At 60.7% G+C, this 22,363-nt stretch carries 27 protein-coding genes; 6 read left to right on the forward strand and 21 right to left on the reverse strand.

Annotated features, from left to right (window positions below):
* The first annotated feature begins 199 nt into the window (after nt 1–199).
* Nucleotides 200–1,879, forward strand: a complete 1,680-nt coding sequence (locus tag GGR39_RS05500) for a CHASE domain-containing protein (RefSeq protein WP_183616220.1) — start codon at nt 200–202, stop codon at nt 1,877–1,879.
* Between the two features lie 89 nt (nt 1,880–1,968).
* On the opposite strand, the gene GGR39_RS05505 is transcribed toward GGR39_RS05500, so the two are convergent.
* Nucleotides 1,969–2,763 (reverse strand): response regulator, encoded by a 795-nt coding sequence (locus GGR39_RS05505; RefSeq protein WP_183616221.1) that lies wholly within the window; start codon nt 2,761–2,763, stop codon nt 1,969–1,971.
* A gap of 512 nt (nt 2,764–3,275) precedes the next feature.
* Here GGR39_RS05505 and GGR39_RS05510 point away from each other — a divergent pair.
* Entirely contained in the window at nt 3,276–3,914 is a 639-nt protein-coding gene (locus tag GGR39_RS05510; protein WP_183616222.1) for a sigma-70 family RNA polymerase sigma factor, read from the forward strand.
* A gap of 31 nt (nt 3,915–3,945) precedes the next feature.
* Nucleotides 3,946–4,365, forward strand: coding sequence for a response regulator (locus tag GGR39_RS05515; protein ID WP_183616223.1), 420 nt, complete (start codon nt 3,946–3,948; stop codon nt 4,363–4,365).
* 88 nt (nt 4,366–4,453) lie between these two features.
* Here the strand turns inward: GGR39_RS05515 and GGR39_RS05520 are convergent, their stop codons facing one another.
* The 4 genes from GGR39_RS05520 to GGR39_RS05535 all read right to left on the reverse strand — a co-directional run bounded on the left by GGR39_RS05520 (nt 4,454) and on the right by GGR39_RS05535 (nt 8,231).
* Nucleotides 4,454–4,918: a pyridoxamine 5'-phosphate oxidase family protein gene (locus GGR39_RS05520; protein ID WP_183616224.1), complete on the reverse strand. Its 465-nt coding sequence runs from the start codon at nt 4,916–4,918 to the stop codon at nt 4,454–4,456.
* 99 nt (nt 4,919–5,017) lie between these two features.
* A complete protein-coding gene (locus GGR39_RS05525; RefSeq protein ID WP_183616225.1) occupies nt 5,018–6,433 on the reverse strand; it encodes a UdgX family uracil-DNA binding protein in 1,416 nt (471 codons plus the stop codon).
* 19 nt (nt 6,434–6,452) lie between these two features.
* Nucleotides 6,453–6,929 (reverse strand): hemerythrin domain-containing protein, encoded by a 477-nt coding sequence (locus tag GGR39_RS05530; RefSeq protein WP_058737567.1) that lies wholly within the window; start codon nt 6,927–6,929, stop codon nt 6,453–6,455.
* 63 nt (nt 6,930–6,992) lie between these two features.
* On the reverse strand, nt 6,993–8,231 hold the full coding sequence (locus GGR39_RS05535) for a putative DNA modification/repair radical SAM protein (RefSeq protein WP_183616226.1): 1,239 nt from the start codon (nt 8,229–8,231) through the stop codon (nt 6,993–6,995).
* Between the two features lie 115 nt (nt 8,232–8,346).
* Between GGR39_RS05535 and GGR39_RS05540 the strand changes: the two genes are divergently transcribed.
* The gene (locus GGR39_RS05540) at nt 8,347–9,360 is read left to right on the forward strand and encodes a DNA topoisomerase IB (protein WP_425490583.1); all 1,014 of its coding nucleotides are present in this window, start codon (nt 8,347–8,349) and stop codon (nt 9,358–9,360) included.
* 36 nt (nt 9,361–9,396) lie between these two features.
* Here GGR39_RS05540 and GGR39_RS05545 read toward each other — a convergent pair whose 3' ends face one another.
* Together GGR39_RS05545 and GGR39_RS05550 are read right to left on the reverse strand one after the other, a co-directional pair.
* Complete coding sequence (locus tag GGR39_RS05545) at nt 9,397–11,958, reverse strand: HWE histidine kinase domain-containing protein (RefSeq protein ID WP_183616227.1); 2,562 nt, start codon at nt 11,956–11,958, stop codon at nt 9,397–9,399.
* A 2-nt stretch (nt 11,959–11,960) separates the two neighbouring features.
* Entirely contained in the window at nt 11,961–12,533 is a 573-nt protein-coding gene (locus GGR39_RS05550) for a biliverdin-producing heme oxygenase (RefSeq protein ID WP_343055786.1), read from the reverse strand.
* Between the two features lie 27 nt (nt 12,534–12,560).
* On the opposite strand from GGR39_RS05550, the gene GGR39_RS05555 reads away from it, so the two are divergent.
* Both GGR39_RS05555 and GGR39_RS05560 read left to right on the forward strand, forming a co-directional pair.
* Nucleotides 12,561–13,460, forward strand: coding sequence for a Crp/Fnr family transcriptional regulator (locus GGR39_RS05555; RefSeq protein WP_246388360.1), 900 nt, complete (start codon nt 12,561–12,563; stop codon nt 13,458–13,460).
* Between the two features lie 108 nt (nt 13,461–13,568).
* Nucleotides 13,569–16,037, forward strand: coding sequence for a PhoX family protein (locus GGR39_RS05560; RefSeq protein ID WP_183616229.1), 2,469 nt, complete (start codon nt 13,569–13,571; stop codon nt 16,035–16,037).
* A 66-nt stretch (nt 16,038–16,103) separates the two neighbouring features.
* Here GGR39_RS05560 and GGR39_RS05565 read toward each other — a convergent pair whose 3' ends face one another.
* The 14 genes from GGR39_RS05565 to rpsC form a co-directional block, all read right to left on the reverse strand.
* Nucleotides 16,104–16,562 carry a hypothetical protein gene (locus tag GGR39_RS05565; protein WP_183616230.1) on the reverse strand — a complete coding sequence of 153 codons (459 nt, stop codon included), beginning with the start codon at nt 16,560–16,562 and terminating at the stop codon, nt 16,104–16,106.
* A 180-nt stretch (nt 16,563–16,742) separates the two neighbouring features.
* The gene (gene rpmD / locus GGR39_RS05570; RefSeq protein WP_183616231.1) at nt 16,743–16,919 is read right to left on the reverse strand and encodes a 50S ribosomal protein L30; all 177 of its coding nucleotides are present in this window, start codon (nt 16,917–16,919) and stop codon (nt 16,743–16,745) included.
* 5 nt (nt 16,920–16,924) lie between these two features.
* On the reverse strand, nt 16,925–17,719 hold the full coding sequence (gene rpsE, locus GGR39_RS05575; RefSeq protein ID WP_246388361.1) for a 30S ribosomal protein S5: 795 nt from the start codon (nt 17,717–17,719) through the stop codon (nt 16,925–16,927).
* A 2-nt stretch (nt 17,720–17,721) separates the two neighbouring features.
* Nucleotides 17,722–18,060 carry a 50S ribosomal protein L18 gene (gene rplR, locus GGR39_RS05580; protein ID WP_159870564.1) on the reverse strand — a complete coding sequence of 113 codons (339 nt, stop codon included), beginning with the start codon at nt 18,058–18,060 and terminating at the stop codon, nt 17,722–17,724.
* Complete coding sequence (rplF, locus tag GGR39_RS05585) at nt 18,060–18,593, reverse strand: 50S ribosomal protein L6 (RefSeq protein ID WP_183616232.1); 534 nt, start codon at nt 18,591–18,593, stop codon at nt 18,060–18,062. Before rplF ends, rplR begins: the two co-directional genes overlap by 1 nt.
* Complete coding sequence (gene rpsH / locus GGR39_RS05590) at nt 18,593–18,988, reverse strand: 30S ribosomal protein S8 (protein ID WP_058737557.1); 396 nt, start codon at nt 18,986–18,988, stop codon at nt 18,593–18,595. The genes rplF and rpsH overlap by 1 nt, the downstream gene beginning before the upstream one ends.
* A gap of 12 nt (nt 18,989–19,000) precedes the next feature.
* Nucleotides 19,001–19,306 carry a 30S ribosomal protein S14 gene (gene rpsN / locus GGR39_RS05595; protein ID WP_058737556.1) on the reverse strand — a complete coding sequence of 102 codons (306 nt, stop codon included), beginning with the start codon at nt 19,304–19,306 and terminating at the stop codon, nt 19,001–19,003.
* 27 nt (nt 19,307–19,333) lie between these two features.
* Entirely contained in the window at nt 19,334–19,915 is a 582-nt protein-coding gene (gene rplE, locus GGR39_RS05600; protein ID WP_183616233.1) for a 50S ribosomal protein L5, read from the reverse strand.
* The gene (gene rplX / locus GGR39_RS05605; protein ID WP_058737554.1) at nt 19,908–20,228 is read right to left on the reverse strand and encodes a 50S ribosomal protein L24; all 321 of its coding nucleotides are present in this window, start codon (nt 20,226–20,228) and stop codon (nt 19,908–19,910) included. The genes rplE and rplX overlap by 8 nt, the downstream gene beginning before the upstream one ends.
* Nucleotides 20,228–20,596: a 50S ribosomal protein L14 gene (gene rplN, locus GGR39_RS05610; protein ID WP_008828228.1), complete on the reverse strand. Its 369-nt coding sequence runs from the start codon at nt 20,594–20,596 to the stop codon at nt 20,228–20,230. The genes rplX and rplN overlap by 1 nt, the downstream gene beginning before the upstream one ends.
* Before the next feature lie 110 nt (nt 20,597–20,706).
* On the reverse strand, nt 20,707–20,994 hold the full coding sequence (rpsQ, locus tag GGR39_RS05615; RefSeq protein ID WP_058737553.1) for a 30S ribosomal protein S17: 288 nt from the start codon (nt 20,992–20,994) through the stop codon (nt 20,707–20,709).
* Nucleotides 20,995–21,005: 11 nt separating this feature from the next.
* Nucleotides 21,006–21,209, reverse strand: a complete 204-nt coding sequence (gene rpmC, locus GGR39_RS05620) for a 50S ribosomal protein L29 (protein WP_183616234.1) — start codon at nt 21,207–21,209, stop codon at nt 21,006–21,008.
* Entirely contained in the window at nt 21,209–21,643 is a 435-nt protein-coding gene (rplP, locus tag GGR39_RS05625) for a 50S ribosomal protein L16 (protein ID WP_058737551.1), read from the reverse strand. The genes rpmC and rplP overlap by 1 nt, the downstream gene beginning before the upstream one ends.
* Nucleotides 21,644–21,665: 22 nt before the next feature.
* Nucleotides 21,666–22,361 carry a 30S ribosomal protein S3 gene (gene rpsC, locus GGR39_RS05630; RefSeq protein WP_058737550.1) on the reverse strand — a complete coding sequence of 232 codons (696 nt, stop codon included), beginning with the start codon at nt 22,359–22,361 and terminating at the stop codon, nt 21,666–21,668.
* Nucleotides 22,362–22,363: the final 2 nt, after the last annotated feature.

The following is a 22,363-nucleotide window of genomic DNA, read 5'->3' on the forward strand; positions in this document are numbered from 1 at the left end:
CTTTCAAGCGAAAGCTGCTGCCAGCACGGCGGAGCAACCAAGCTTCGTCGCCGGACGGCGCGTACATCTGGAACATTTGATCCTTGTCATGGTTCCCCCCACACAAAGACTTGTCCGCGCGATATGCCGCGTCCATGTCGTGCGACCAAAATAACACTGCCGGGCAGGGTGCCGGGATAGATAAAGGACGGTTCCGGTCGTGGCTGACGACACCTTGCTGGATAGAATGGAGAAGCAGGCGTGGTTCCACCGCTATCCGCGTGGTTGGCCGCTGCTGCTCTTCGTGATTGCCAGCATCGGCACCGCCGTCAGCGTCATGGCCATCGAGCGCTCGGACCAGCAGCGTCGCGAGGTTGAGCTGGATCGCAATCTTACCGAAATCTCCTCGGCGATGCAGCGGCGGGTGACGGAGAATATCGCGCTGCTACGCGCGGCGTCGGCGCTGTTCGCCACCCAGCAGGATGTAACCCAGGCCCAGATAGCCGAGTTCTCCAGCGATCTGCAGTCCAGCGGCAATCTCTACGGGTCGCTGGGCGTCGGTTGGGCGCCCCTGCTGCGCCGTGAGAACGCGATCACTTTCCAGAATGCCAAACGGGCCAGCGGAACACCGGACTTTCGCATTTGGCCAGACCCGTCCTCAGTCAAGGCGGGTAACGGTCCAGTCCCGAAGTTCGCGACACCGATCATCTATCTTGAACCGTCGTCTTTGAGTAACGGCAAGGCCATCGGCTTCGACATGTATTCCGAGCCGGTGCGTCGCCGTGCGATGGAACTGGCGATGCGAACCGGCAAGCCTGTCACTTCCGGTCGCATCTTTTTAGCCCAGGAGCAAAACAGGCAAGTACCGGGGTTCCTGATATACATGCCGGTCATCGACGCGCGCCGTCGCGATACGGTGAAGGGCTTCGTCTACAGCCCTTTTCGCGCTGACGACTTCGTGGAAAGCGCAGCCGAGCTGTTCCGCAATGAAGAGATCGAAGTCAGCATTTTCGATGGTGCGGTAACCCCGCAAAATCTTCTGGCGCAACGCAAGGCTTCCGGCAGTAGCGGGGCGGCGATGGAGCGCAAGATTGACGTCGGCAGCCACGAATGGATCATCCGTGTCAGCGACAAGAAGACGGGCGCGCTCTCGGCGATGGCACGCATCACGTTATTCTTCGGCGTCATCACCTCGCTCATGGTCATGGCGATCGGCAGGCTGATCACTCGCCGCGCGGTGGAGGACCGCCGGGTGTTGGAGTGGCTGAGCCGGCAGGCGGCAATCCGCAACTCCCTGACTCGCGAATTGAACCATCGCGTGAAGAACACCTTGGCAAATGTGCTGTCGATCGCCGCTCTCACGCGCCGTCGGTCCACGGACATCGACGATTTTACCGATAGCCTGACGGCCCGCATCCGCGCTCTGTCCGCGACACATGACCTCCTGTCGCAAACTGACTGGAGCAACGCGCCGCTGGGTGACATCGTGCGTTCGGAACTGGCGCCCTACATGGAGGGTAATGAGCCACACGTCGTAATGAGCGGCCCGGAGATCAAGCTCGCGCCTAACGACGCCATGTCCCTCGGACTCGCGATCCATGAGCTAGCCACTAATGCCGCCAAGTACGGCGCGCTGAGCACGAACGCCGGGCGGATCCACGTTCACTGGTCGATGATCGATCCCGACCATGCCGAGCTGCACTGGCGCGAGGAGGGTGGCCCACCGGTTGCAGTGCCCAACAAGCGCGGGTTCGGAAGGGATTTGATTGAAAAGATCGTGGCGCACGAGCTGCGGTCTGACGTCAACTTGCAGTTCCTGCCGCGAGGCGTAGAATGCCGTCTGAAGGTGCCCGTGCGCGTTACGAAGGAATTCAGTCTGCGCCGCGGTGAGCAGGACTGATAGATTCTCAGGGGACACCATCCTCAGAGCATACAAAAAGGGCGGCTAGCGCATCGCGCGGCCGCCCTTTCTGCTGAGATTTGCGAAGATTACATCAAAGGCCGGCTCGACCCGAAGAACAGGGCTTGGCTGATCGCGGCCCGGACGGTCGCTTCCTGGAACGGCTTGGTCACCAGATAGGTAGGTTCGGGGCGTTCGCCGGTAAGCAGCCTTTCGGGATAAGCAGTGATGAAGATCACGGGCACGTCACCGAACTTCAAAAGATCTTCCACCGCATCGATACCGGAACTGCCGTCTGCCAGCTGAATGTCCGCAAGGACCAGACCAGCCGGGTTGTTGCGAAACAGTTCAAGCGCCTGCGAGCGAGTGGCCGCAGTACCGACCACGTTATGGCCGAGCTCTGAAACCAAGCCCTCCAACTGCATGGAGATCAAAGGCTCGTCCTCGATGATGAGAACGTCCGTGGTGGACTCGCTTTCGATCTCCTCGATCGCCTGGCGTACCAGCGTGTCCACCTCACCGGTTTCGACGTCAAGGATGTCCGCGCAATCTTCTCGGGAGAATTCCTCCACGGTGGTCAGCAGAAGCGCCTGCCGATGAGTGGGCGCAATAGTGGCGAGGCGGGTCTGTGCGGCTTGTTCGTGCAGATCGCCATGATCCGCACCTACGGGTTCATCGACATGCGACGTCGCCCAGATCCGCGTGAAGGCGCCATAGAGCGCGGCCCGGCTGCGGGCGATATCGGCACGCAACGATTGATCTGCCAGGGCTGCTTCTAGCGTAGCCCTTACATAGGCGTCTCCAGACTGCTGCGAGCCGGTGAGCGCGCGTGCGTAGCGGCGCAGGTAAGGTAGCTGTACGCTGATCTGGTCGGAGACAGACATGCTTGATCCTTGAAAGGGTGGCGCGATATAATGTTCAAATGTGAACGGTTTAAGCCGCCAGGCTGAAAGCCTAGCACGGTTGATTGAAGTGGCAAGCCAAGTTTGGGGCTACTCACTTTCGTGCAGCGCGACATCTTCCATGGCCTCAAGAAAAATTGAAAGAGTGCCCTGTGGCTGCTGGAATGTCGCATCTTTTCGGGGAACTCTTTTCTGGCCAGGATGTTTCACCAATATCACCACTGGCCCTCCCACCCCCCCGCAACCGGTGGTGATCCGATCCCGAGGCCCTCGTCCCACCCAGGACGGGGGCCTCAACTTTTTCTGCCCTGCCAAAGGCGGGAATGTCGGTGTTCGGTCAGCTACCCGATGTTCCCATCGAAAATTCATTTCAGCAAAGTTTCTCGTCATCTCATCGGCTTACCCTGGCTTTCGCGGCACCTGCTGTGTGACTCAGGAACCATTCTCCGCGGAGATACGTTCACATTTCGACAGAGGCAGACGGAGGGAAGCGTATGACAGCATCGATGATCTTGGAGGTTGAGCCTGCCAAGTCTCTCAGCGACCGCGATTTCAAGCGCGCTCTCACCGATGTAGCCCCGCATCTCCGGGCTTTCGCGCGTGGCCTTTGCGGCTGTCGTGATCGCGCAGACGATCTGGCGCAGGAAGCCATGCTGCGGGCATGGGCGGCGCGCGAGCGCTATGCAGCGGGCACCAATTTCAAGGCATGGACTTTCACGATCCTGCGCAATCATTTCTACAGCGAAGCCCGTCGTGCCCGCTTCCATGGCGAATACGATGAACTTGCCGCTGAACGTATCCTGCGCGCCCCCGCCAGCCAGGAGAGCGCGATCGAATTGGGCGACGTTCTCCGTGCGCTTACCGCTATACCAGAAACGTACCGCGAAGCCCTCGTGCTTGTTGCGGCGGGTAATCTCTCATACGAAGAAATCGCCGATATCTGCGGCATTGCGCTAGGCACTGTGAAAAGCCGAATTTGCCGCGCTCGCTCAATGCTCAGCAAGATCATCGAGTCGGGACAGCTTCCGGACTTCCGCCACAACTTTGTATTGAGCGGCGAAGCGATCGATGCCTTCTTCGACGAGTTGGTGAAGATAGCCAACACTGAAGATGCGAACATTCTGGCCGCTTGAGACCATGCTAGGTCAGTGTGGACTTAATGGCATGAACGACGCGAAGGTCGTCATCGTCGAGGATGAGTTTTTAGTCGCCCTCCAACTTGAAGACATCCTCGTTGACCGTGGCTACGATGTAGTGGCCACGGTTCCTGATTTTGCCTCTGCTGAAGCAGTGTCAAAAGCGCCGAATGTCGCATTGGTAGATCTCAATCTTCGAGATGGTCCGACCGGCCCCCTGATCGCGAGATTGCTCTGCGAACGCTATAATACTCTTATTATATATGTGACGGCAAATTCAGGTCAGATCGGTACCCCCGTCAGAACTGCGGTAGGTGTGATCCATAAGCCCTTTTCGCGGGAAACGATTGAGGGCGCCGTCGCTTATGCGTTGGATAAGACGCTTTCCATGCCTCGCCCGGCAGAGCTGCAGCCCCTGTCTAGTGACGAGCTTCTTAAAGCCTCATAGAGCCTCATCCGCGATGAGTATCTAATGCAGGTTTAAGTTTTTTTTATAATGGGAACCGCCGATGCGTCGCACCGGCGGTTCTTTTGTATCACACAGGGCCGGTTGCGTGTTCGCCAGCTTCGCCTGGCTTGATCGGCATGCCGGTGAGCATCTTGAACTTGCCCTTGATCGACATATCAGAGATCCACACTTCGGAGTCGTTGATGTCGAAGCGCAGCATCAATACGTTCGGATCATTCTTGCCGTTTGGAAACCAGCTTTCAACAACCTGATTCCACTGGTTCTCGCGGATAGACGTGTCGGTTTCCTCGACGAGATTACCCGAAATGCAGGCAAAGACGTCATGACCCTTGGTGGCAACCTGCCCCATCGCCGCGCCGCCGGCAGCAATGCGATTATCGCGAGCCAAGAAAAACCAGATGGCATGATGCGCATCACGATCCAGCTGTGCCGTCATCGGTTCGGCATGCTCGTTTGAATTCTCAAGCCGCATCATGATGAAAGGGCTATCCTGAAACGCCTTCCAGAATGTTTCGCGCGTATCCTTATCCATTATGTCACTCCTCGACTGAGCTTCTCGCAGCGTCGACGAAATTAACGCAAGGCTATCTGTGACGTTCCAAGCAGCGCTTAATACTGTCCCAAAGGCTGCTCAGTGTTCGCGTGACTTTTCGAGAGCAAGACTGAGATCTTCCACCAAATTGCCATAGGCGCGATCGGCCGCGTCCTTGTCCGGCAATCTAAGGATGTAGGAAGGATGCCACGTCACTAGTCCATCCCCTTGCGGCAGATGTAGCGGACTTCCACGCATCTTGCCAATCGTAGCGGCCTTACCGGTGACGCCTCTGACAGCGGTGGCACCCAGCATCAGGACTGTGCGCGGTCGCACCAACCTAATTTCCTGGTCCAGCCACCACCGGCACGCTTCGATTTCCGAAGTATCGGGTTTCTGATGGATGCGTCGCTTGCCGCGCATCTCGAATTTGAAGTGCTTCACGGCATTGGTGAGATAGACAGCGCTGCGTTCCACCCCAGCCTGCGTCAAAGCGCGATCCAGGACACCGCCGGCAGGGCCTACGAAGGGCCGATGCGCCTTATCCTCCTCATCGCCGGGTTGCTCGCCCACGATCATCAGCTTGGCGTCACCGGGGCCCTCACCGAAAACGCATCCGTTCGTGCCCTTCCATAACGGACAGCGACGGCATTCCTGTGCCTCTTCGGCAAGGCCTTGGAGAGAGATCCCGCGCTCATCCGGCGCGACATGCTGTGCGACCATGGTGGCCTCCCTTGCTTGTGCGCCTGCGATCAGCGGCGCGATCAGCTGCGCTTCGGGCAAGTTCTTCCAATACTTGCGCGGCATTTCCTTGGTCATCGCGCCAATTTTCAGCCGAGCCGGGTTGAAGATCGCGGCGTAATACGCCTTCCACATGTCCTCAAGCGGATCGCCGGACGGTGCCTGCGAGCGATCAGCGCCGATGCTTTCGCTCAAAACTTCGCCATCCCAGTGAACAGATAGTTCCGGCGTCAGGATCGACCATGCCATCTGCGCAAATCGCCGGACAAAGAAGCCGGCGGTCGCCCGGATAATATGATGTTCCGGCTCGAACCAAGCGACAAAGCGGGTATGCCCTTCCGCCCCCTCTTCAACGAGCACCTCAACCTCGCGAAAGCGGACGAATGCATGCATTTTGTGAATGTCGCGTCGGACCGCCTTCGCCATCAGTTCCACTCGTCGAACAAGGGGGTCGGCGTGATCGTTGAGAAGGCCCGGATGCTCTGTCACCTGCCAAAGCAGGCGATAAAGAAGCGCGAAACGCTCTGAATCTTTATGCAGAAGTGCCGATTTTGCCAGCGCGGGGAAGGCACGCGGAACCCGAAGTTCTAGCTGAGGCTCGGGGGGAAGGTCGTTTCCGCCAGCCGCGAAAAGATCGTCTGCAGACTCACGGGCCTGCCAGACGATTGCGTCTGGAGCTACGCGAGCGGCCAAGAGGCGGCGCGCGGCATCGCGCCAGCCATCCCAGTCATCTTCTGCCGCCAGACGAACAACACGCGCCGGGGCGGCGCGCATTGGTTCGGCGGGAAGAGGATTACTCGCGTTCGTCACCCGGCTTTTCTTCGGCAGCGATTTCCAGTTCCTTCGGCTTACGCTTTTCGAAAACCTTGGCGATCCGCGCTTCGTCGGCTTCGCTCAAGGTCTTGGCGGCCTCTGGAAACATTTCCTCTTCCTCCTCATCAATGTGGTGGAAGTAGCGATGCTGCAATTTGCCAAACTTCTCCGACCAATCGTCGGAAGCGATATCGAGTTCGATCAATTCGCCCAGGAAGTCGTCTATTTCCTTATGCTCGGATACTGAATGACGCGCCTCGTCGCGCAGTTCGGGGATGGCCAGCATCGTCGAGTAGAGTGACTCTTCTTCTGCGGCGGCATGGGCCTGCAACTCTTGGCGCAACTCCTCGAACAGCTTTTCGCGCTTGTCACTTTTCGCATCGCTCAGTTTCGCGAACATCTTGCGGTGACGATCGTGATCGGCTTTCAAATCTTTAAAGATACGTGCATCAGCCATGGGGGATCTCCTTTCCACTATCAACGGATCGGAGACCAAGTAAGTTTCTAGCGCGAGTCATTCTCAGCCGGCGAACAATTCCAGCTGCTTTTCAACCGGAGCCACAAGGCGACGCAAATCCGCGCGATCGATCAGCAAGGTGGGGCGCCAATCCAAGGTGACGATAAACGGACGCACCTTGGCGATCGATTGCGTCAGCCGCGCCACGTCATCAAGGCGCAATTGACGGTATCTGCGAGTGGCGAGAATGGTCTTGACCGCTTTCACCCCCAAACCGGGCACCCGCAATAAGCGCTCACGCTCTGCGCGATTTACGTCGACAGGGAAGGCGCTACGGAATTTGAGCGCCCATGCCAACTTCGGATCGATGTCCAAAGGCAACATGCCGTTTTCTGCGGCATCCTGAATATCGAAAGGCTCGTAACCGTAAAATCGCAGAAGCCAGTCTGATTGATAAAGGCGATGCTCGCGCATCAATGGCGGCCTTTGTAGAGGAAGGACTGCGCTGGCATCAGGAATGGGAGAGAATGCCGAATAATAGACGCGGCGCATCTTGTACCCCTGATAGAGCGATGACGCGCGATCGATGATCTGCACATCCGTTGCCGCATCGGCGCCGACGATCATCTGCGTTGATTGCCCGGCCGGAGCAAACCGGGGCGCGTACTTGAATTTGCGGGACGCTTCCTTGGCTTCCAGTATCGATGTCTTCATCTCAGCCATTGCGCCGGTTATGCGCTTTTCCGACTTGTCAGGAGCCAGGCGAGTCAACGCGCTGGTCGTCGGCAGTTCGATATTGATCGAAACGCGGTCGGCCCACAATCCTGCTTGCGCGACGATTTCCGGATCAGCGTCGGGAATGGTTTTCAGGTGGATGTAACCCTTGAAGCCATGATCTTCTCGCAGTTTGCGCGCGACGAGCACCAATTGCTCCATCGTATGATCCGAGTTGCGAATTATACCGGAGGAAAGAAATAGCCCCTCGATATAGTTACGGCGGTAAAAACCGATCGTTAGATCGACCACCTCATCCACGGTGAAGGCCGCGCGCCGAACGGAGGAGCTTTTACGGTTGATGCAATAGTGGCAATCAAACTGGCAATAGTTGGTGAGGAGTATTTTCAGCAACGAGATGCACCGACCATCCGGTGCATAGGCGTGACATATTCCCATGCCTTCCGTGGAACCGATCCCGCCTTTAAGGCTGTCCCGCTTGGCCGTTCCGGACGATGCGCATGAAGCATCGTACTTGGCCGCGTCCGCCAAGACCTCGAGCTTTTCTTTGAGGGACATTTTTGCCATTATGTTCGATATATGTTCTGACGGGGAGACGGGCGAGTGACCTTTAGGGCAATGCCGCGCCGGGCCGCAAAAAACCTCCTTGCCCTTGATGCGTTAAAGCATTGCTCGCCTTGTCGTGAGTGAACACGGAAAGGTTTACCGCGCCATGCCCAGCCTGCGCTTTGTCGATGACAGTATGCCCGGCATCACGCGGCGAAAGGTTCGTGGCGACAAATGGGCGTATTTTTCTGCGGCCGGAGAGCGGATCAAAGATCGTGACGAGATCGACAGGCTAAACCGGATTGCCTTGCCGCCAGCTTACGAGAATTGCTGGTTCTGCCCACGCCCGGATGGCCACATGCTGGCGTTCGGTTATGACGCACGGGGCCGCAAGCAATATCGCTACCACCCCGATTGGCGGGAGGAGCGGGAGGCGGCGAAGTTCGATCTGTGTGCCCAGTTCGGTCGCAAATTGCCGGCGGTCCGTAAGCGGGTGGCGCAAGACCTCAGCTCGCGCAAGCTGACGCGGGATCGAGCGATCGCCTCGGTGATTTCGCTGCTGGATACCGGGGCGATCCGCATCGGGAACGAGCAATACGCCAAGCAGAACAAAAGCTTTGGCGCGACAACCCTGCGCAACCGTCATGCTCGCATTGATCGCGGCATGTTGCGCCTTCGCTTTCGCGGCAAGTCTGGCAAAGTCCATGAGATCGATTGCGATGACAAGAAGCTGGTTCGCTGCGTCCGTTTGATGCAGGATCTGCCCGGGCAACACTTGTTTCAGTATCTGGATGAGGCAGGTGAGGCAGTTCCGGTCGATAGCCATGACGTTAACGAATATATCCACGCGATCATGGGCGATGCCTTCACCGCTAAGCATTTCCGCACATGGGCAGCCAGCGCGTTCGCATTCTGCCGGCTACATGAAGAACCGGGACTATCGCTCAAGGCGCTGATGACGGATGTTTCCGAGCGATTGGGCAATACGCCGACGATCGCGCGCAAATCCTATGTGCATCCCGCCATCGTGGCAGCGGCGAAGGGCGGCACGGAGGCTCCGGTCATGCCGGAAAAGCTGCCGCGCGCCACGCAATGGCTATCGCGCGAAGAACGGGGCTTGGTCGATTTCCTGGAAGCGGTCTGCCCGTAGCGGCCCTGAACCGCGGCGAGTAGGGGCGGTATTGCCTCAGGCCTGCTTCAAGCGAGCGATGGCCAGACTAATGTCCCGCTCCGAATAAGGCTTGGTGATCACCGGGACGCCCTCAAACCGCGACGTGGTGAACGAACGATCTCCGTAACCACTGGCGAAGATGAAGGGCACGCCCTTATCTCGCAGCAACTCGGCGATCTCTTCGCTCGTTTCCTTGCCCAAGTTCACGTCGAGCATCGCGAAACTGATCGTCTCTTCCTCGATGACCTGGCGCGCTGTCCGCACTGATCCGACGATATGGCAACTGGAAAAGCCCAGGTCGCGCAAGACGTCCTCCGCCTCCATCGCAATGATGACATTGTCTTCCACGATGAGCGCCGATGCCGAGAACAGTTCGGGCGCATTTTCCCGGACATCCGCAGGGGACAAAGGTACCTCGTAGGAAGAAGGCATGGGGGTATTGTAAGCGGCGATGTGCTCGCCGGGGATGACGAAAGTGGCGCGAACGCCGCTCTTCGGGTAGTCGATCGTGGCGATGCCGCTCAGTTCGTGCGGAATGGTCCGTTCGATGATGGTAGATCCGAACCCGCGACGGGTCGGGGTTTTCACTTCGGGGCCGTCGACTTCCGACCAGTCGATCTCCAGCGAACCGTCATCGCCATTGCTGATGCTGATGGCGACATGGCCGCGCGAGGCCGACAACGAGCCGTACTTGCACGAATTGGTCATCATCTCATGGATGACGAGAGCCAACGTGGTGAAGGCATTGGGCGCGACCAGCGCGTCCGGCCCCTCGATGCGAACGCGATCGGCGCTGTCGCTGGCGTAGGCGTCTGTCTCGGTGCGAATGAGATTGTAGAGCGACGAAGGCGACCAGTCCGTCTGCGTCACCTGATCGTGCGCACGGGCGAGGGCGTGGATGCGGCTGCCGATAATCTCGGCGAACTGATCGATGGTGGTCGCGCCTTCCTTCGACTGCGTGACCAAACCGCGAATGAGGTTCAAGATGTTGCGAACGCGGTGGTTCAGCTCGGCGATGAGCATGTCCTGCTGCTTGCCGGCTTGCTCCCGTTCGGCATTGGCGGCGTCGGCCAGCCTCAGCACGACTTCCAGCAAGGTGACGCGGAGCGACTCGGCGGCGGAAATCTGTTCCGGTGTCCAAGGTAACGAATACCCCCGGCGCTCTTCCTTCCAGAGGTCAAAGCTCTTTCGCGGTGTCAGGCGCGGGCCGTTCGGGCCGAACTCGATCGACTTCTCCGGATTGCCCGCCCAATAGACTTGGGTCAGATGTTCCTTGCGAAACAGCACGATATAGTCGCGCGGGCTGCGTGACACGGGTAGCGCCAGCAGGCCCGACGCCTGCTCGGCAAAATCGTGCGCGGGCGGATATACCAACGTGATATTGTCGGTCGACCATACGGTGCTGGCACCGGCAGTGTTGAGGAATCGCGCCAGGGCCTCGAACTGCGGCTGCGTGGGGGTGGAGCCGCGGGCCATGAACTGGCCGTCTACCCATCCGACGATACCGTCGAACGGGATAACCTTGCCGATCGAATCGGCGAAATCCTCAAAAGCGCTGAGCAGCGAGTCGCCACCTGCGACACGCGCCATGATTTCGTCATGCAGGCGCATGGAATCGCCACGCTTTTCAAAGGCGTAGTCGCTCTCGCGCTGATCCAGCATGTACGAGAAGAATTCACCGAACAGTTCGGCCGCGGTGCGGATCGCGTAGGACAGGCGGAGGGGTGAATAGTGATGGCACGCCATCAGGCCCCACAGCTTGCCTCGCTGCATGATCGATACCGACATGGAGGCCTTCACGCCCATGTTGCGCAGGTATTCGATGTGAATCGGGGAGACGGCGCGCAGCCCGCTCATCGACAGATCCAGCGGCTCGCCGTTGGGGTTCGTCGCCGGAACCACTGGCACCGTCGGATCGTCGATGTCGGTGATGATGCGCAGAATATTCCGCGCATAGAGCCGCCGCGCCTGGGCAGGAATGTCCGAGGCGGGGAAATGCAGGCCGTGGAAGCTGTCGACAGTGCCGTTCAGGCTCTCGGCGATCACCTCGCCCGCGCCGCTCGGCTCGAAGCGGTAGATCATCACCCGGTCGAAACCGGTCAGCCCACGCAGATGACGCGCCGCCGCCGCACAGAGTTGCTCCGTGGTGCCCGCCTTGCGCATGCGGTCAATCATCGGGCGGACGTAGCTGACGTAATCGCGGCGGTTACCCGCCTCGCTCTCCTCGATTTCGAGGATGAAAGACCGCCCCGAGGCATGCAGCGCGACATCGAACGCGCGCCCGTCCTCCATCAGATCGAGGCCAAACATCCGCTCCACAGAGTCGGCAGAGCCCAGGATCTGCAGCCGGGTACGGATATCGTGCAGCGCGCTGGCGGCGATAAATTGCGTCGCGGGCCGACCGATCATGTCCATCGCCAGCGCGCCGAAGATCTGGTCGCAATTCTGCGAGGCGTGGTTGATGATCCAGTCGCTGGAGAACGACATCAACCAGCCGAAGCTCTGGATACGACCGATGATGTGAATCGGTTCGAGATCGCAGGTCGAAAGGTCGACCTGATGCATGCCGTCCGCCATGACTATTGCGCGGTCGCCGGGGCGCTGGCGGCGAAGGCTTCGCTGAACGTATCGAATGCGGCGATCGCGCCTGCCCGTTCGGGCGCAGCGTCGCCCTCGGTAAGTTGCGACTGCTTCAACCGGGCGACCACGTCCTTCCAGATCGCCTGCCCCCGCTCATCCTCCATATAGGCGGAGGGATGGCCTTGCGCCTTGCCCCAATAGCCGTTGCGGCGGATCATCGCGAGGCCCAGCCGTGAGCCGGCCAAAACGTATGCAGTGGCCAGGGGAGTGAGCCCATCAGACACGGCAACATTTGGCAGGTCGCCGGCATCGATTCCTAGCGTCGCTAGATCACTGCTCAGCATGGCGGGATAATCAGGGCAGGGGGTGCCAAGGTCTCGCTCGACGAATGTGCGGAAGGCCGGAAACAGCGCCGACATGCCGATCGCGTGGCCAGCAAGGAAGCGTGCGTAATCCGCGCGTTCGCTGAGGTCCAGCGATCCGAATGCGGTGTCCAGGCGATCATGCGAAGCGGCGGTCGCCTCACGCAAATGATTGAGCAACGGTTGCATGTTAAGTGAATAAGTCTCCACGCTTCTCTTTGCTGCAATCACCTGAGGTTGTCCACCGATTTGCTGCAACTGCAGTGCGTTAAAGGTCGTCTCCATGCCCTTAATGGGGTCTTCCTTAACGAAAACAGATACGACCATAGGTGCTGTGGCCAGCCCCAAAATGCATGCCGTGGAACTACTGCGCTTACCCCCCGTTTTGCGCCCAATGCGCGTAATCCGACGCTGTTGGAGAGGTCGATGCTCGATCAAAGCGAACTGTTGAACGTGCTAAGTCAGAATGATCGACAAGTTCTTTTTGACCAATTGACCGAAGTGCATTTCACCACGGGCGATCTTCTCTATGAGCCAGATCAGAACGTCGATTTTTGTTACTTCCCGCTCGGTGCCTCGATCGCCTCGTACTTTGTGCTTACCGACGATGGCTCAATCGTCGAGACGTTGATGGTTGGACGGGAAGGCGCGCTTGGCGGCATCGTCAGCGCCGGGATCGCGCCGTCGTTCGCTCGCGCCAATGTGATGAACGGAGGCGCGTTTTATCGAATCCCGCTCGATCGGTTGGAGCGGGTGAAGCGCTCTTCTCCAGCAGTGGATGCGCTGTTCACCCGCTACGCCGATTGCATGATGGCGCAGGTTTTCCAGTCGATCGCCTGCAACGCGATTCATACGATAGAGCAGCGCGCCGCCAAGTGGCTGATCGCGGCGACCGAGCGCATCGGCCGCAATGATATCGCGATGACCCAAGAGCAACTGGCGGCGATGATGGGCATCGGCCGCAGTTACGCGAGCCGGGTGGTGCAGCGCTTCAAGCTCGATGACATCGTCCGCACGCGCCGGGGCGGCATCGAGGTTACGGACGCGCACGCCCTTTCGCGGCGGGCGTGCACGTGTAACGCGCGGGTGAAGCGGCATTTCGAGCGCGTGCTGGAGGGCGTGTACCCGGCGGTGTGAGGGCTCCTGTGTTCGGGGGCCGTTGCCTCGGAACTGTCACGCAATGTGCGCAATCCTGTCATGGTCTGGCCATAGGAGAGCCCCGGCAATAGAGCCCCGGGGGACACCATGACCAATTCCGTTTCCATCACCGGCTATACCGATGGTGATGTCGATACCAACCGCAGCCTGGAACCGTCGCTGGAGAGCCTGGCGGCCGAGCGCTTCTCGCGTCGCAAGGCGCTGATGGGCGGCTTGGGCGCGACCAGCATGGCGGTGTTCGGCACCACCATGCTGTCGGCGTGCGGCGGTGATGACAACCTATCGAACGGCCCGGTGCTGACGCCTGGCAACGTCGCCGCGACCAGCGCCGGCCGCGTGGTCACGCTGACCGTCACCGTATCGAGCCAGACCGTCACCGGCACCTGGACCCAGATCAGCGGCCCCGCCGTAACCCTCACGCGGGTGGACGATACCACCGCCACCTTCATCGCCCCAGCGGTCAGCACCGGCACGGACCTGGTCTTCGCCTATGGCGCCAACATCGGAAGTGGCGGCTTGAACGCCAGCGCTCGCAGCACGGTTCGCGTCAACCCGGCGGTCCTGGGCTTCGCGGCCGTGGCCAAGAACCTCAATGATATCGTCACCGTTCCCGCCGGATACTCGGTCACGGTGATGACGCGTCTGGGCGATCCGCTCGCGGCAGGCCTTTCGGCTTACGCCAACAACGGCACCGATGCAGACTTCGACAAGCGCATCGGCGATCATGGCGATGCGCTGCACTTCTTCGGCCTCGGCAGCTCGGGCGCGCGCGACGACAGCAGCAGCACGCGTGGCCTGATGGTGCAGAACCACGAAAATCTGAACGTCCAGTATCTCCACCCCGCCGGTCCGACCACGGATGCAAGCGGCCGCCGTCCGCAGGGCGAGGCGCTCAAGGAGATGATGGCCCACGGCGTCAGCGTCAGCGAATATGCCGATGCCGGCAATCGCAAGTGGAGCTATGTGCCCACCAGTGCTTTCAATCGCCGTATCACGCCGGCGACGCCTATGCAGTTCACGGGGCCGGCGGCAGGCTCGGCCTTGCTCTCCACCGCATTCTCGCCCGATGGCAGCAAGGGCCGCGGCACGATCAACAATTGCGCCAATGGCATTACGCCTTGGGCGACCAACCTGACGTGCGAAGAGAACTGGGCCGGCTACTTCCGCCGCGACGGTTCGGGCGCGGGCACGGATACCGCGAAGCGTTCCGCCAAGGAACGCGTGGCCTTGTCGCGCTACGGCGTGACCAGCACCACCGGCAACTACGGTTGGTCGTCGGTCGCCACCAGCGACACATTGTTTACCCGTTGGGACGCGCGCGCCAAGGCGGATGATGCCAAGCAGGACTTCCGCAACGAGCCCAACCAGTTCGGCTGGGTGGTAGAGATCGACCCCTACGATCCCTCGTCGACGCCGCGCAAGCGCACCGCGTTGGGACGCTGTGGTCATGAGGGTGCCTTCGTCCAGGCCGTTCCCGGCAAGAAGCTGGCGGTCTACATGGGCGACGATTCACGCCGCGAATATCTCTATAAGTTCGTGTCGAACACCACCTTCGCGCAGGCTGACGCCAACTCGGGCAACCGCATCGCCATGGGTGACAAGTACCTTGATGCCGGCACGCTCTATGTCGCCAAGTTCAACGCGGATGGTAATGGCCAGTGGCTGCCGCTGGTGTTCGGTCAGGTTCCCGATCTGGCAACGTACGCCTTTGCCGATCAGGCCGACATCCTCGTCAATTGCCGCCTTGCCGCCGACGCGGTGAAGGCGACGCCGATGGATCGTCCGGAGTGGACCGCCGGCAATCCGGCGACGGGCGAAATCTATCTGACGCTGACCAACAACAACGCTGCTGGTCGCCCGCTGGCGGGCACCGATGCCGCCAATCCGCGTCACTACAACGATCCGAAGGGATCGGCGAACACGGCGCAGTACGGCAACCCCAACGGCCACATCATTCGCCTGCGCGAAGCGGGCGACGATCAGGCGGCAACCAGCTTCCGCTGGGACATCTACCTGTTCGGCGCGGATTCAGCAGACGCAAACGCGGATGTGAACATCTCGGGCCTGACTGCCGAAAACGACTTCTCCAGCCCGGACGGCCTGTACTTCTCACGCCCGACAAATGCGCTGGGCCAGGTCAAGCCGGTCTTGTGGATCGAGACGGACGACGGCGCGCTGACCGATCGCACGAACTGCATGCTGCTCGCCGCGATTCCCGGCATGGTTGGCGATGGCGCTGCTAAGACCATTACCAACAAGGACTCCACCGGCGCGACTGCCACGCAGGCGACCTTCGCTGGTGCATCAGCCACTGCGGCCACGCTGCGCCGCTTCCTGGTGGGCCCGGTGCAGTGCGAGATCACCGGGATCGACATGACGCCGGACGGCCGCACGCTGTTCGTCGGCATTCAGCATCCGGGCGAAGATGGTACCCCCGCGGCTCCTTCCAGCCACTGGCCGGACTCGCAGGGCAACGCCAGCGTCGCCGCGACCGTGCGCCCGCGCTCGGCGATCGTTGCCATTACTAAGGATGACGGGGGCGTTATCGCCCTCTGACGTTTCCTCTGTAATCGAAAGGGGCGGGCGAGCGGATCGCCCGCCCTTTTTATTTGGGCGACCGTCTTAGTGAAGGACGCGACGCTCCGCAGGCAGGGCCTGCGATCGCATGGGCTGCGTCAAAGAGCGGCGGTTTCCCAGCGACAGTGCGAGTGCGGCGATAAGCGCCAGTGCAGGGCTCGCGCCCGAGGCGGACTGTTCCTGCAGAGCACCGGGCAGAGCTATGGTCGCCAAACTCTCCCCGTCCTGGCCGCGTGAGAGCAGGAAGCCGAGTGGACTGCCCAGCATCGCCATCAGTGCCGTATCGAATGCTTCGACGTCCACGAGCGCGCGAAGTCGATCAGGCGCGATCGCGTTGACCCCCAGCAGCATATGGGGCTCGGGCGCGAGCATAAGCAGGATAACCAGTTCGCTCAGCCTGTCCTTGGTCGCAGCGACCCCGCTGGCAGAGGCTACCAAGGCGAGTTCGTCCAGGGCACCGCGCCAGACTTTCGCCGAGAGGGCGGTGGTGTTGGGTGTCATCATGATTTCCGCCTCGTTCACGAACGCGGCTTAGGCGGACAATACCTCACAAGCCGCCAAGTCAGGCGTGAGTATTAATCCCAAGCCCCCAGCTCAATGACGGCCAACAGAGTGCCTCGGATAACAAAAAAGCCCCGGCTTGTGGCCGGGGCTGATTTGCATTCCACCTTGGCGGAAACTGTCTCAGTCGACGATTGCCACCATGTGCGGCAGCTTGGCGATCGCGCCGCGCACTTCGGCGGTATCCTCACGCTCGACGACGCGATGCATCTTGCCGAGGCCCAGACCGATGAGAATCTTCTTCTGACTCTCAGGGCGGCGGATCGGCGAACCGATCTGCTTGATCTTGATGGTTGCCATGTCGCTTACTCCGCGATTGCTTCGGCAGCGGCTTCAGCCTCTACCTCGGAAGCACCACCGCGGCCGAGCAGGTCGGCAACCTTCTTGCCACGACGCTGCGCAACCGACTTCGGCGAAGTCTGGCTGGTCAGCGCGTCGAAGGTAGCGCGGATCATGTTGTAGGGGTTCGAAGTGCCGACCGACTTGGTCACCACGTCATGAACGCCCAGGCTCTCGAACACGGCGCGCATCGGACCACCGGCGATGATGCCGGTACCCGCAGGCGCCGTGCGCACATTCACGCGACCAGCGCCGAAGTGGCCCTTGCCGTCGTGATGCAGAGTGCGTCCTTCCTTGAGGGGAACACGCACCATCTTCTTCTTGGCGGAAGCGGTCGCCTTGGTGATCGCCTCAGGCACTTCGCGCGCCTTCGAGTGACCGAAGCCGACACGACCCTTGCCATCGCCCACCACGACCAGCGCGGCGAAACCGAAGCGCTTGCCGCCCTTGACGGTCTTGGAGACGCGGTTGATGTGGACGAGCTTTTCGATCAGCTCCTCACCACCGTCATCGTCGCCACCGCGACCACGACGGTCGTCACGGCCACGGCCGCCACGATCGTTACCGCCACGGCCACCGCCGCGGTTGTCGCCACCACGGCCACGACTACCGCCGCCGCCACGGTTACCACCGCGACCGCCGCCCTGGCCGCCGCCGAAGCCGCCCTGGCCCTGGTAGCCGTTACCGGCTTCGGGCGCTGCGTCGACACCCTGGGGTGCTTCAGCCGCGATCGGCTGCTCGTTGTTGTTTTCGTCTGCCATCATCAGAACTCCAGCCCGCCTTCACGGGCGGCTTCGGCCAGCGCCTTGACGCGGCCGTGGAACAGGAAACCACCACGGTCGAACACGACTGCAGTGACGCCAGCAGCCTTGGCCTTCTCGGCCAGTTGCTGACCCACGCGGGTCGCGGCTTCCATGTCGGTGCCCTTGGCACCAAGCGTGTTGGCGGCAGCGAGCGTACGGCCCTGCGCATCATCGATGATCTGCGCATAGATGTGACGACCGGTACGGTGCACCGAAAGGCGAGGGCGGCTGCCTGAGCGCGCACGAAGCGACGTACGGACGCGACGCTTGCGGCGATCGAAGAGGTTGAGCTTGGCCATTACTTCTTCTTCCCTTCCTTGCGGAAGATGTACTCGCCACGGTACTTGATGCCCTTGCCCTTGTAAGGCTCAGGCTTGCGCCAGCGACGGATCTCAGCCGCGATCTGGCCGACCTTCTGCTTGTCGTTACCAGAAATCTCGATCGTGGTGTTGTCCGGCGTCTTGATCTCGATGCCCTCCGGCACCGCGATGTCGACATCATGCGAATAGCCGAGCTGCAACTTCAGGGTCTTGCCCTGCGAGTTGGCGCGGTAGCCGACACCGGTGATCTCGAGCGTCTTGGTAAAGCCCGTCGTCACGCCCTCAACGAGGTTCGAAACAAGGGTGCGCTGCATGCCCCAGAAAGCACGCGCTTCCTTGGTGTCGTTGGCAGGCTTGACCGAAATCGCGCCGTCGTCGAGCGTGTAGCTGATCTCGTCGCGCATGGTGAGGGTAAGGGTGCCCTTGGGGCCCTTCACCGAGAGGATACCGTCCTTGATGTCGGCGGTCACCCCACTGGGGATCGCGACGGGACGCTTGCCGATGCGGCTCATCAGAACACCTCCGCAAGCACTTCGCCACCGACGTTCTGCGTACGCGCTTCGGCATCCGAAAGCACGCCACGCGGCGTCGAGACGATGGTGATGCCAAGGCCGTTGCGGATCACCGGGAGTTCCTTGGAACCCGAGTAGACGCGGCGGCCCGGCTTGGAGACACGGGCGATGTGCTTGATAGCGGGTTCGCCCTCGAAATACTTCAGCTCAATACGCAGCTGCGGGTGGGCACCGGTAGCGTCATCACTGAAGCCACGGATATAACCTTCGCGCTGCAGCACCTCGAGCACGCGTGAGCGCAGCTTCGAAGCCGGCGAGAGGACGGAATCCTTCTTCGCCTGCTGGCCGTTGCGGATGCGGGTGAGCATATCACCCAGGGGATCGGTCAAAGCCATTTCAAATGATCCTTACCAGCTCGACTTGACCAGACCGGGGATCAGGCCCTTGTTGCCAAGGTTTCTGATCTCGATGCGGTTGATACCGAACTTGCGGTAGTAGCCACGCGGGCGGCCGGTCGTGGCGCAACGGTTGCGAACCCGGGTCGGGTTGGCGTTACGCGGGATTTCGGCCAGCTTGAGGCGGGCGATCAGACGCTCGGTCTCGTCGAGGGAGGTGTCGTCGGCAACGGCTTTCAGGGCCGCATACTTGCCGGCATACTTCTTGACGAGCTTCTTGCGACGCTCGTTCTTATTCACGGAACTCAGTTTCGCCATGGACTTAAGCTCTCTTCATTCGACCGCTCACGCGGCCTGCTTCTCTTCGGCAGCTTCTGCCGGGAACGGGAAACCGAACAGACGCAGCAGCTCGCGCGCTTCGTCATCGGTCTTCGCGCTGGTGGTGACGATGATGTCCATGCCACGCACCTTGTCGATCTTGTCGTAGCTGATCTCTGGGAAGATGATCTGCTCCTTCAAGCCCATCGCATAGTTCCCGCGGCCATCGAACGACTTCGGGTTCAGGCCACGGAAGTCGCGGATGCGGGGCATCGCGATCGTGACCAGACGGTCGAGGAACTCGTACATGCGCTCACGGCGCAAGGTGACCTTGCAACCGATCGGCATGCCTTCACGCAGCTTGAACTGCGCGATCGACTTGCGCGCCTTGGTGATCACAGGCTTCTGGCCGGCAATCGCCTCCATCTCGGCGGCGGCGGTCGTGACCTTCTTCTTGTCCTGGCTCGCCTCGCCCACGCCCATGTTGAGCGTGATCTTCTCGATCCGGGGAACCTGCATCACGTTCTTGTAACCGAACTTCTCGGTCATCGCCTTGGCGATCTCGGCCTCATACTTGGAGCGGAGGCGCGGAGTGTACTTATCAGCCATCGATCGTCTCCCCGGACTTCACGGCCACGCGGACCTTCTTGCCGTCCTTGGTTTCGAAGCGCACGCGTGTCGCCTTGCCATCCTTGGGATCGGCCAGGCCGACCTTGCTGATCGCCATCGGAGCGGGCAGGCGGTCAATACCACCTTGCGGGTTGGTCTGGCTGGGCTTGCGGTGACGGGTCATCACGTTGATGCCCTCCACCACGACCTTGCCATCCTTCGGCATGACCTGAACGACGGTGCCGGTGCGGCCCTTGTCCTTGCCCGAACGAACGACGACGGAGTCGCCCTTCTTGATCTTAGCGGCGGCCATTACAGCACCTCCGGAGCGAGCGAGATGATCTTCATGAAGCCACGGCCGCGAAGTTCGCGGACCACGGGGCCGAAGATACGAGTGCCGATCGGCTCCTCGTTCTTGTTGATCAGCACGGCCGCGTTCGAATCAAAGCGGATCACGCTGCCATCGGTGCGACGCACGTCCTTGCGGGTACGAACGATCACAGCGCGGTGAACGTCGCCCTTCTTGACGCGGGCGCGCGGTTGCGCCTCCTTGATCGACACCACGATGATGTCTCCGACACCCGCGAACCGACGCTTAGACCCGCCCAGCACCTTGATGCACTGGACGCGCTTGGCGCCGCTGTTGTCCGCGACGTCGAGATTGGATTGCATCTGGATCATAGATCCGGTTCCTTCTCAACGGCTTGCCGGAACAAGTCCGGCAGTTCCAAAAATACTTCGAGCCCGGCAAAATACCTGAATGGGCGCCGGGGAACGGCGCCCATAGCAGATTAGCGGGCGTTGTCCACGTCGAGGTTTGCCTCGAGAGCGGTACCCTTGCTCGCCTGCAGGCGATCGAGCACCTTCCACGACTTGGTCTTGGAGATCGGCTTGGTCTCCTCGATCCGGACCCGCTCACCAGTGTGGTAGGCGTTGTCCTCGTCATGGGCGTGGTACTTCTTCGAGCGCCGGATGATCTTCCCGTACAGCGGGTGCTTCACCTTGCGCTCGACGAGCACGGTCACGGTCTTGTCAGTCTTGTCGGAAACCACGGTCCCCGTCAGAATACGCTTGGGCATCGTTGGTCTCCTTACTTCGCCGCGTCGGCAGAGCGCTGCGTCTGCAGCGTCTTGATGCGGGCGATGTCGCGACGGACTTCCTTGATCCGAGCAGGACGCTCGAGCTGGCTCGTAGCCGCCTGGAAACGCAGGTTGAACTGCTCGCGCTTCAGCTCGGACAGATCGTCCTGGAGCTGGTCATCAGTCTTGGCGCTGAGATCCTCGAACTTTGCCATCACTCACCTCCCAGGTGCGACGTGTCGCCAAGGCGGGCGACGACCTTGGTCTTGATCGGCAACTTCATCGCGGCGCGGCTGAAGGCTTCAGCGGCGAGGGGGCCGGCAACGCCGTCCAGCTCGAACAGGATGCGACCCGGCTTCACGCGGGCTGCCCAGTATTCATTCGCGCCCTTACCCTTACCCTGGCGGACTTCGGCAGGCTTCTTCGAAACCGGCACGTCGGGGAACACGCGGATCCACAGGCGTCCCTGACGCTTGATGTGGCGCGTGATGGCGCGACGGGCGGCTTCGATCTGGCGGGCGGTAATCCGCTCCGGTTCCATGGCTTTGAGGCCGTAGGAGCCAAAGTTCAGATCCGTGCCACCCTTGGCGTTGCCGTGGATGCGGCCCTTGAAGGCCTTGCGGAACTTGGTCTTTTTCGGTTGCAGCATGGTGCTTACTCTATCCTACTGCTCAGCGTGCCGGACGGACGCCGGAGGTTTGAGCCTCCATCATCAGCCGGTCCGTCGCCATCGGGTCATGCCCAAGGATCTCGCCCTTGAAGACCCACACCTTGATGCCGATGATGCCATAAGCGGTTAGCGCCTCGGCTTCGGCATAGTCGATGTTGGCGCGCAGGGTGTGCAATGGCACGCGGCCTTCACGGTACTGCTCGACACGAGCGATCTCGGCGCCGCCCAGACGGCCACCGCACATGATCTTCACGCCTTCAGCGCCAAGACGCATCGCTGACTGCATGGCACGCTTCATGGCGCGACGGAACGCGACACGACGGATCAGCTGATCGGCGATACCCTGGGCGACGAGCTTGGCATCGACTTCCGGCTTACGGATCTCGACGATGTTGAGCTTCACGTCGCTCTTGGTCATCGCGGCGAGCTGCTTCCGCAGCTTCTCGATGTCCGCGCCCTTCTTGCCGATGATGACACCCGGGCGGGCGGCAAAGATCGACACGCGGCACAGCTTGGCAGGACGCTCGATCACCACCTTGGAGATCGCTGCCTGAGGCAGGGTCTCGATGATGAACTTGCGCATCTTGAGGTCTTCCTCAAGCATGCCGGCGTATTCACGACCTTCGGAAAACCAGCGGCTGTCCCAGGTGCGGTTGATCTGCAGGCGCAGACCGATGGGGTTCGACTTGTGACCCATGG

Source organism: Novosphingobium fluoreni (assembly GCF_014196615.1).
GTDB lineage: Bacteria > Pseudomonadota > Alphaproteobacteria > Sphingomonadales > Sphingomonadaceae > Novosphingobium > Novosphingobium fluoreni.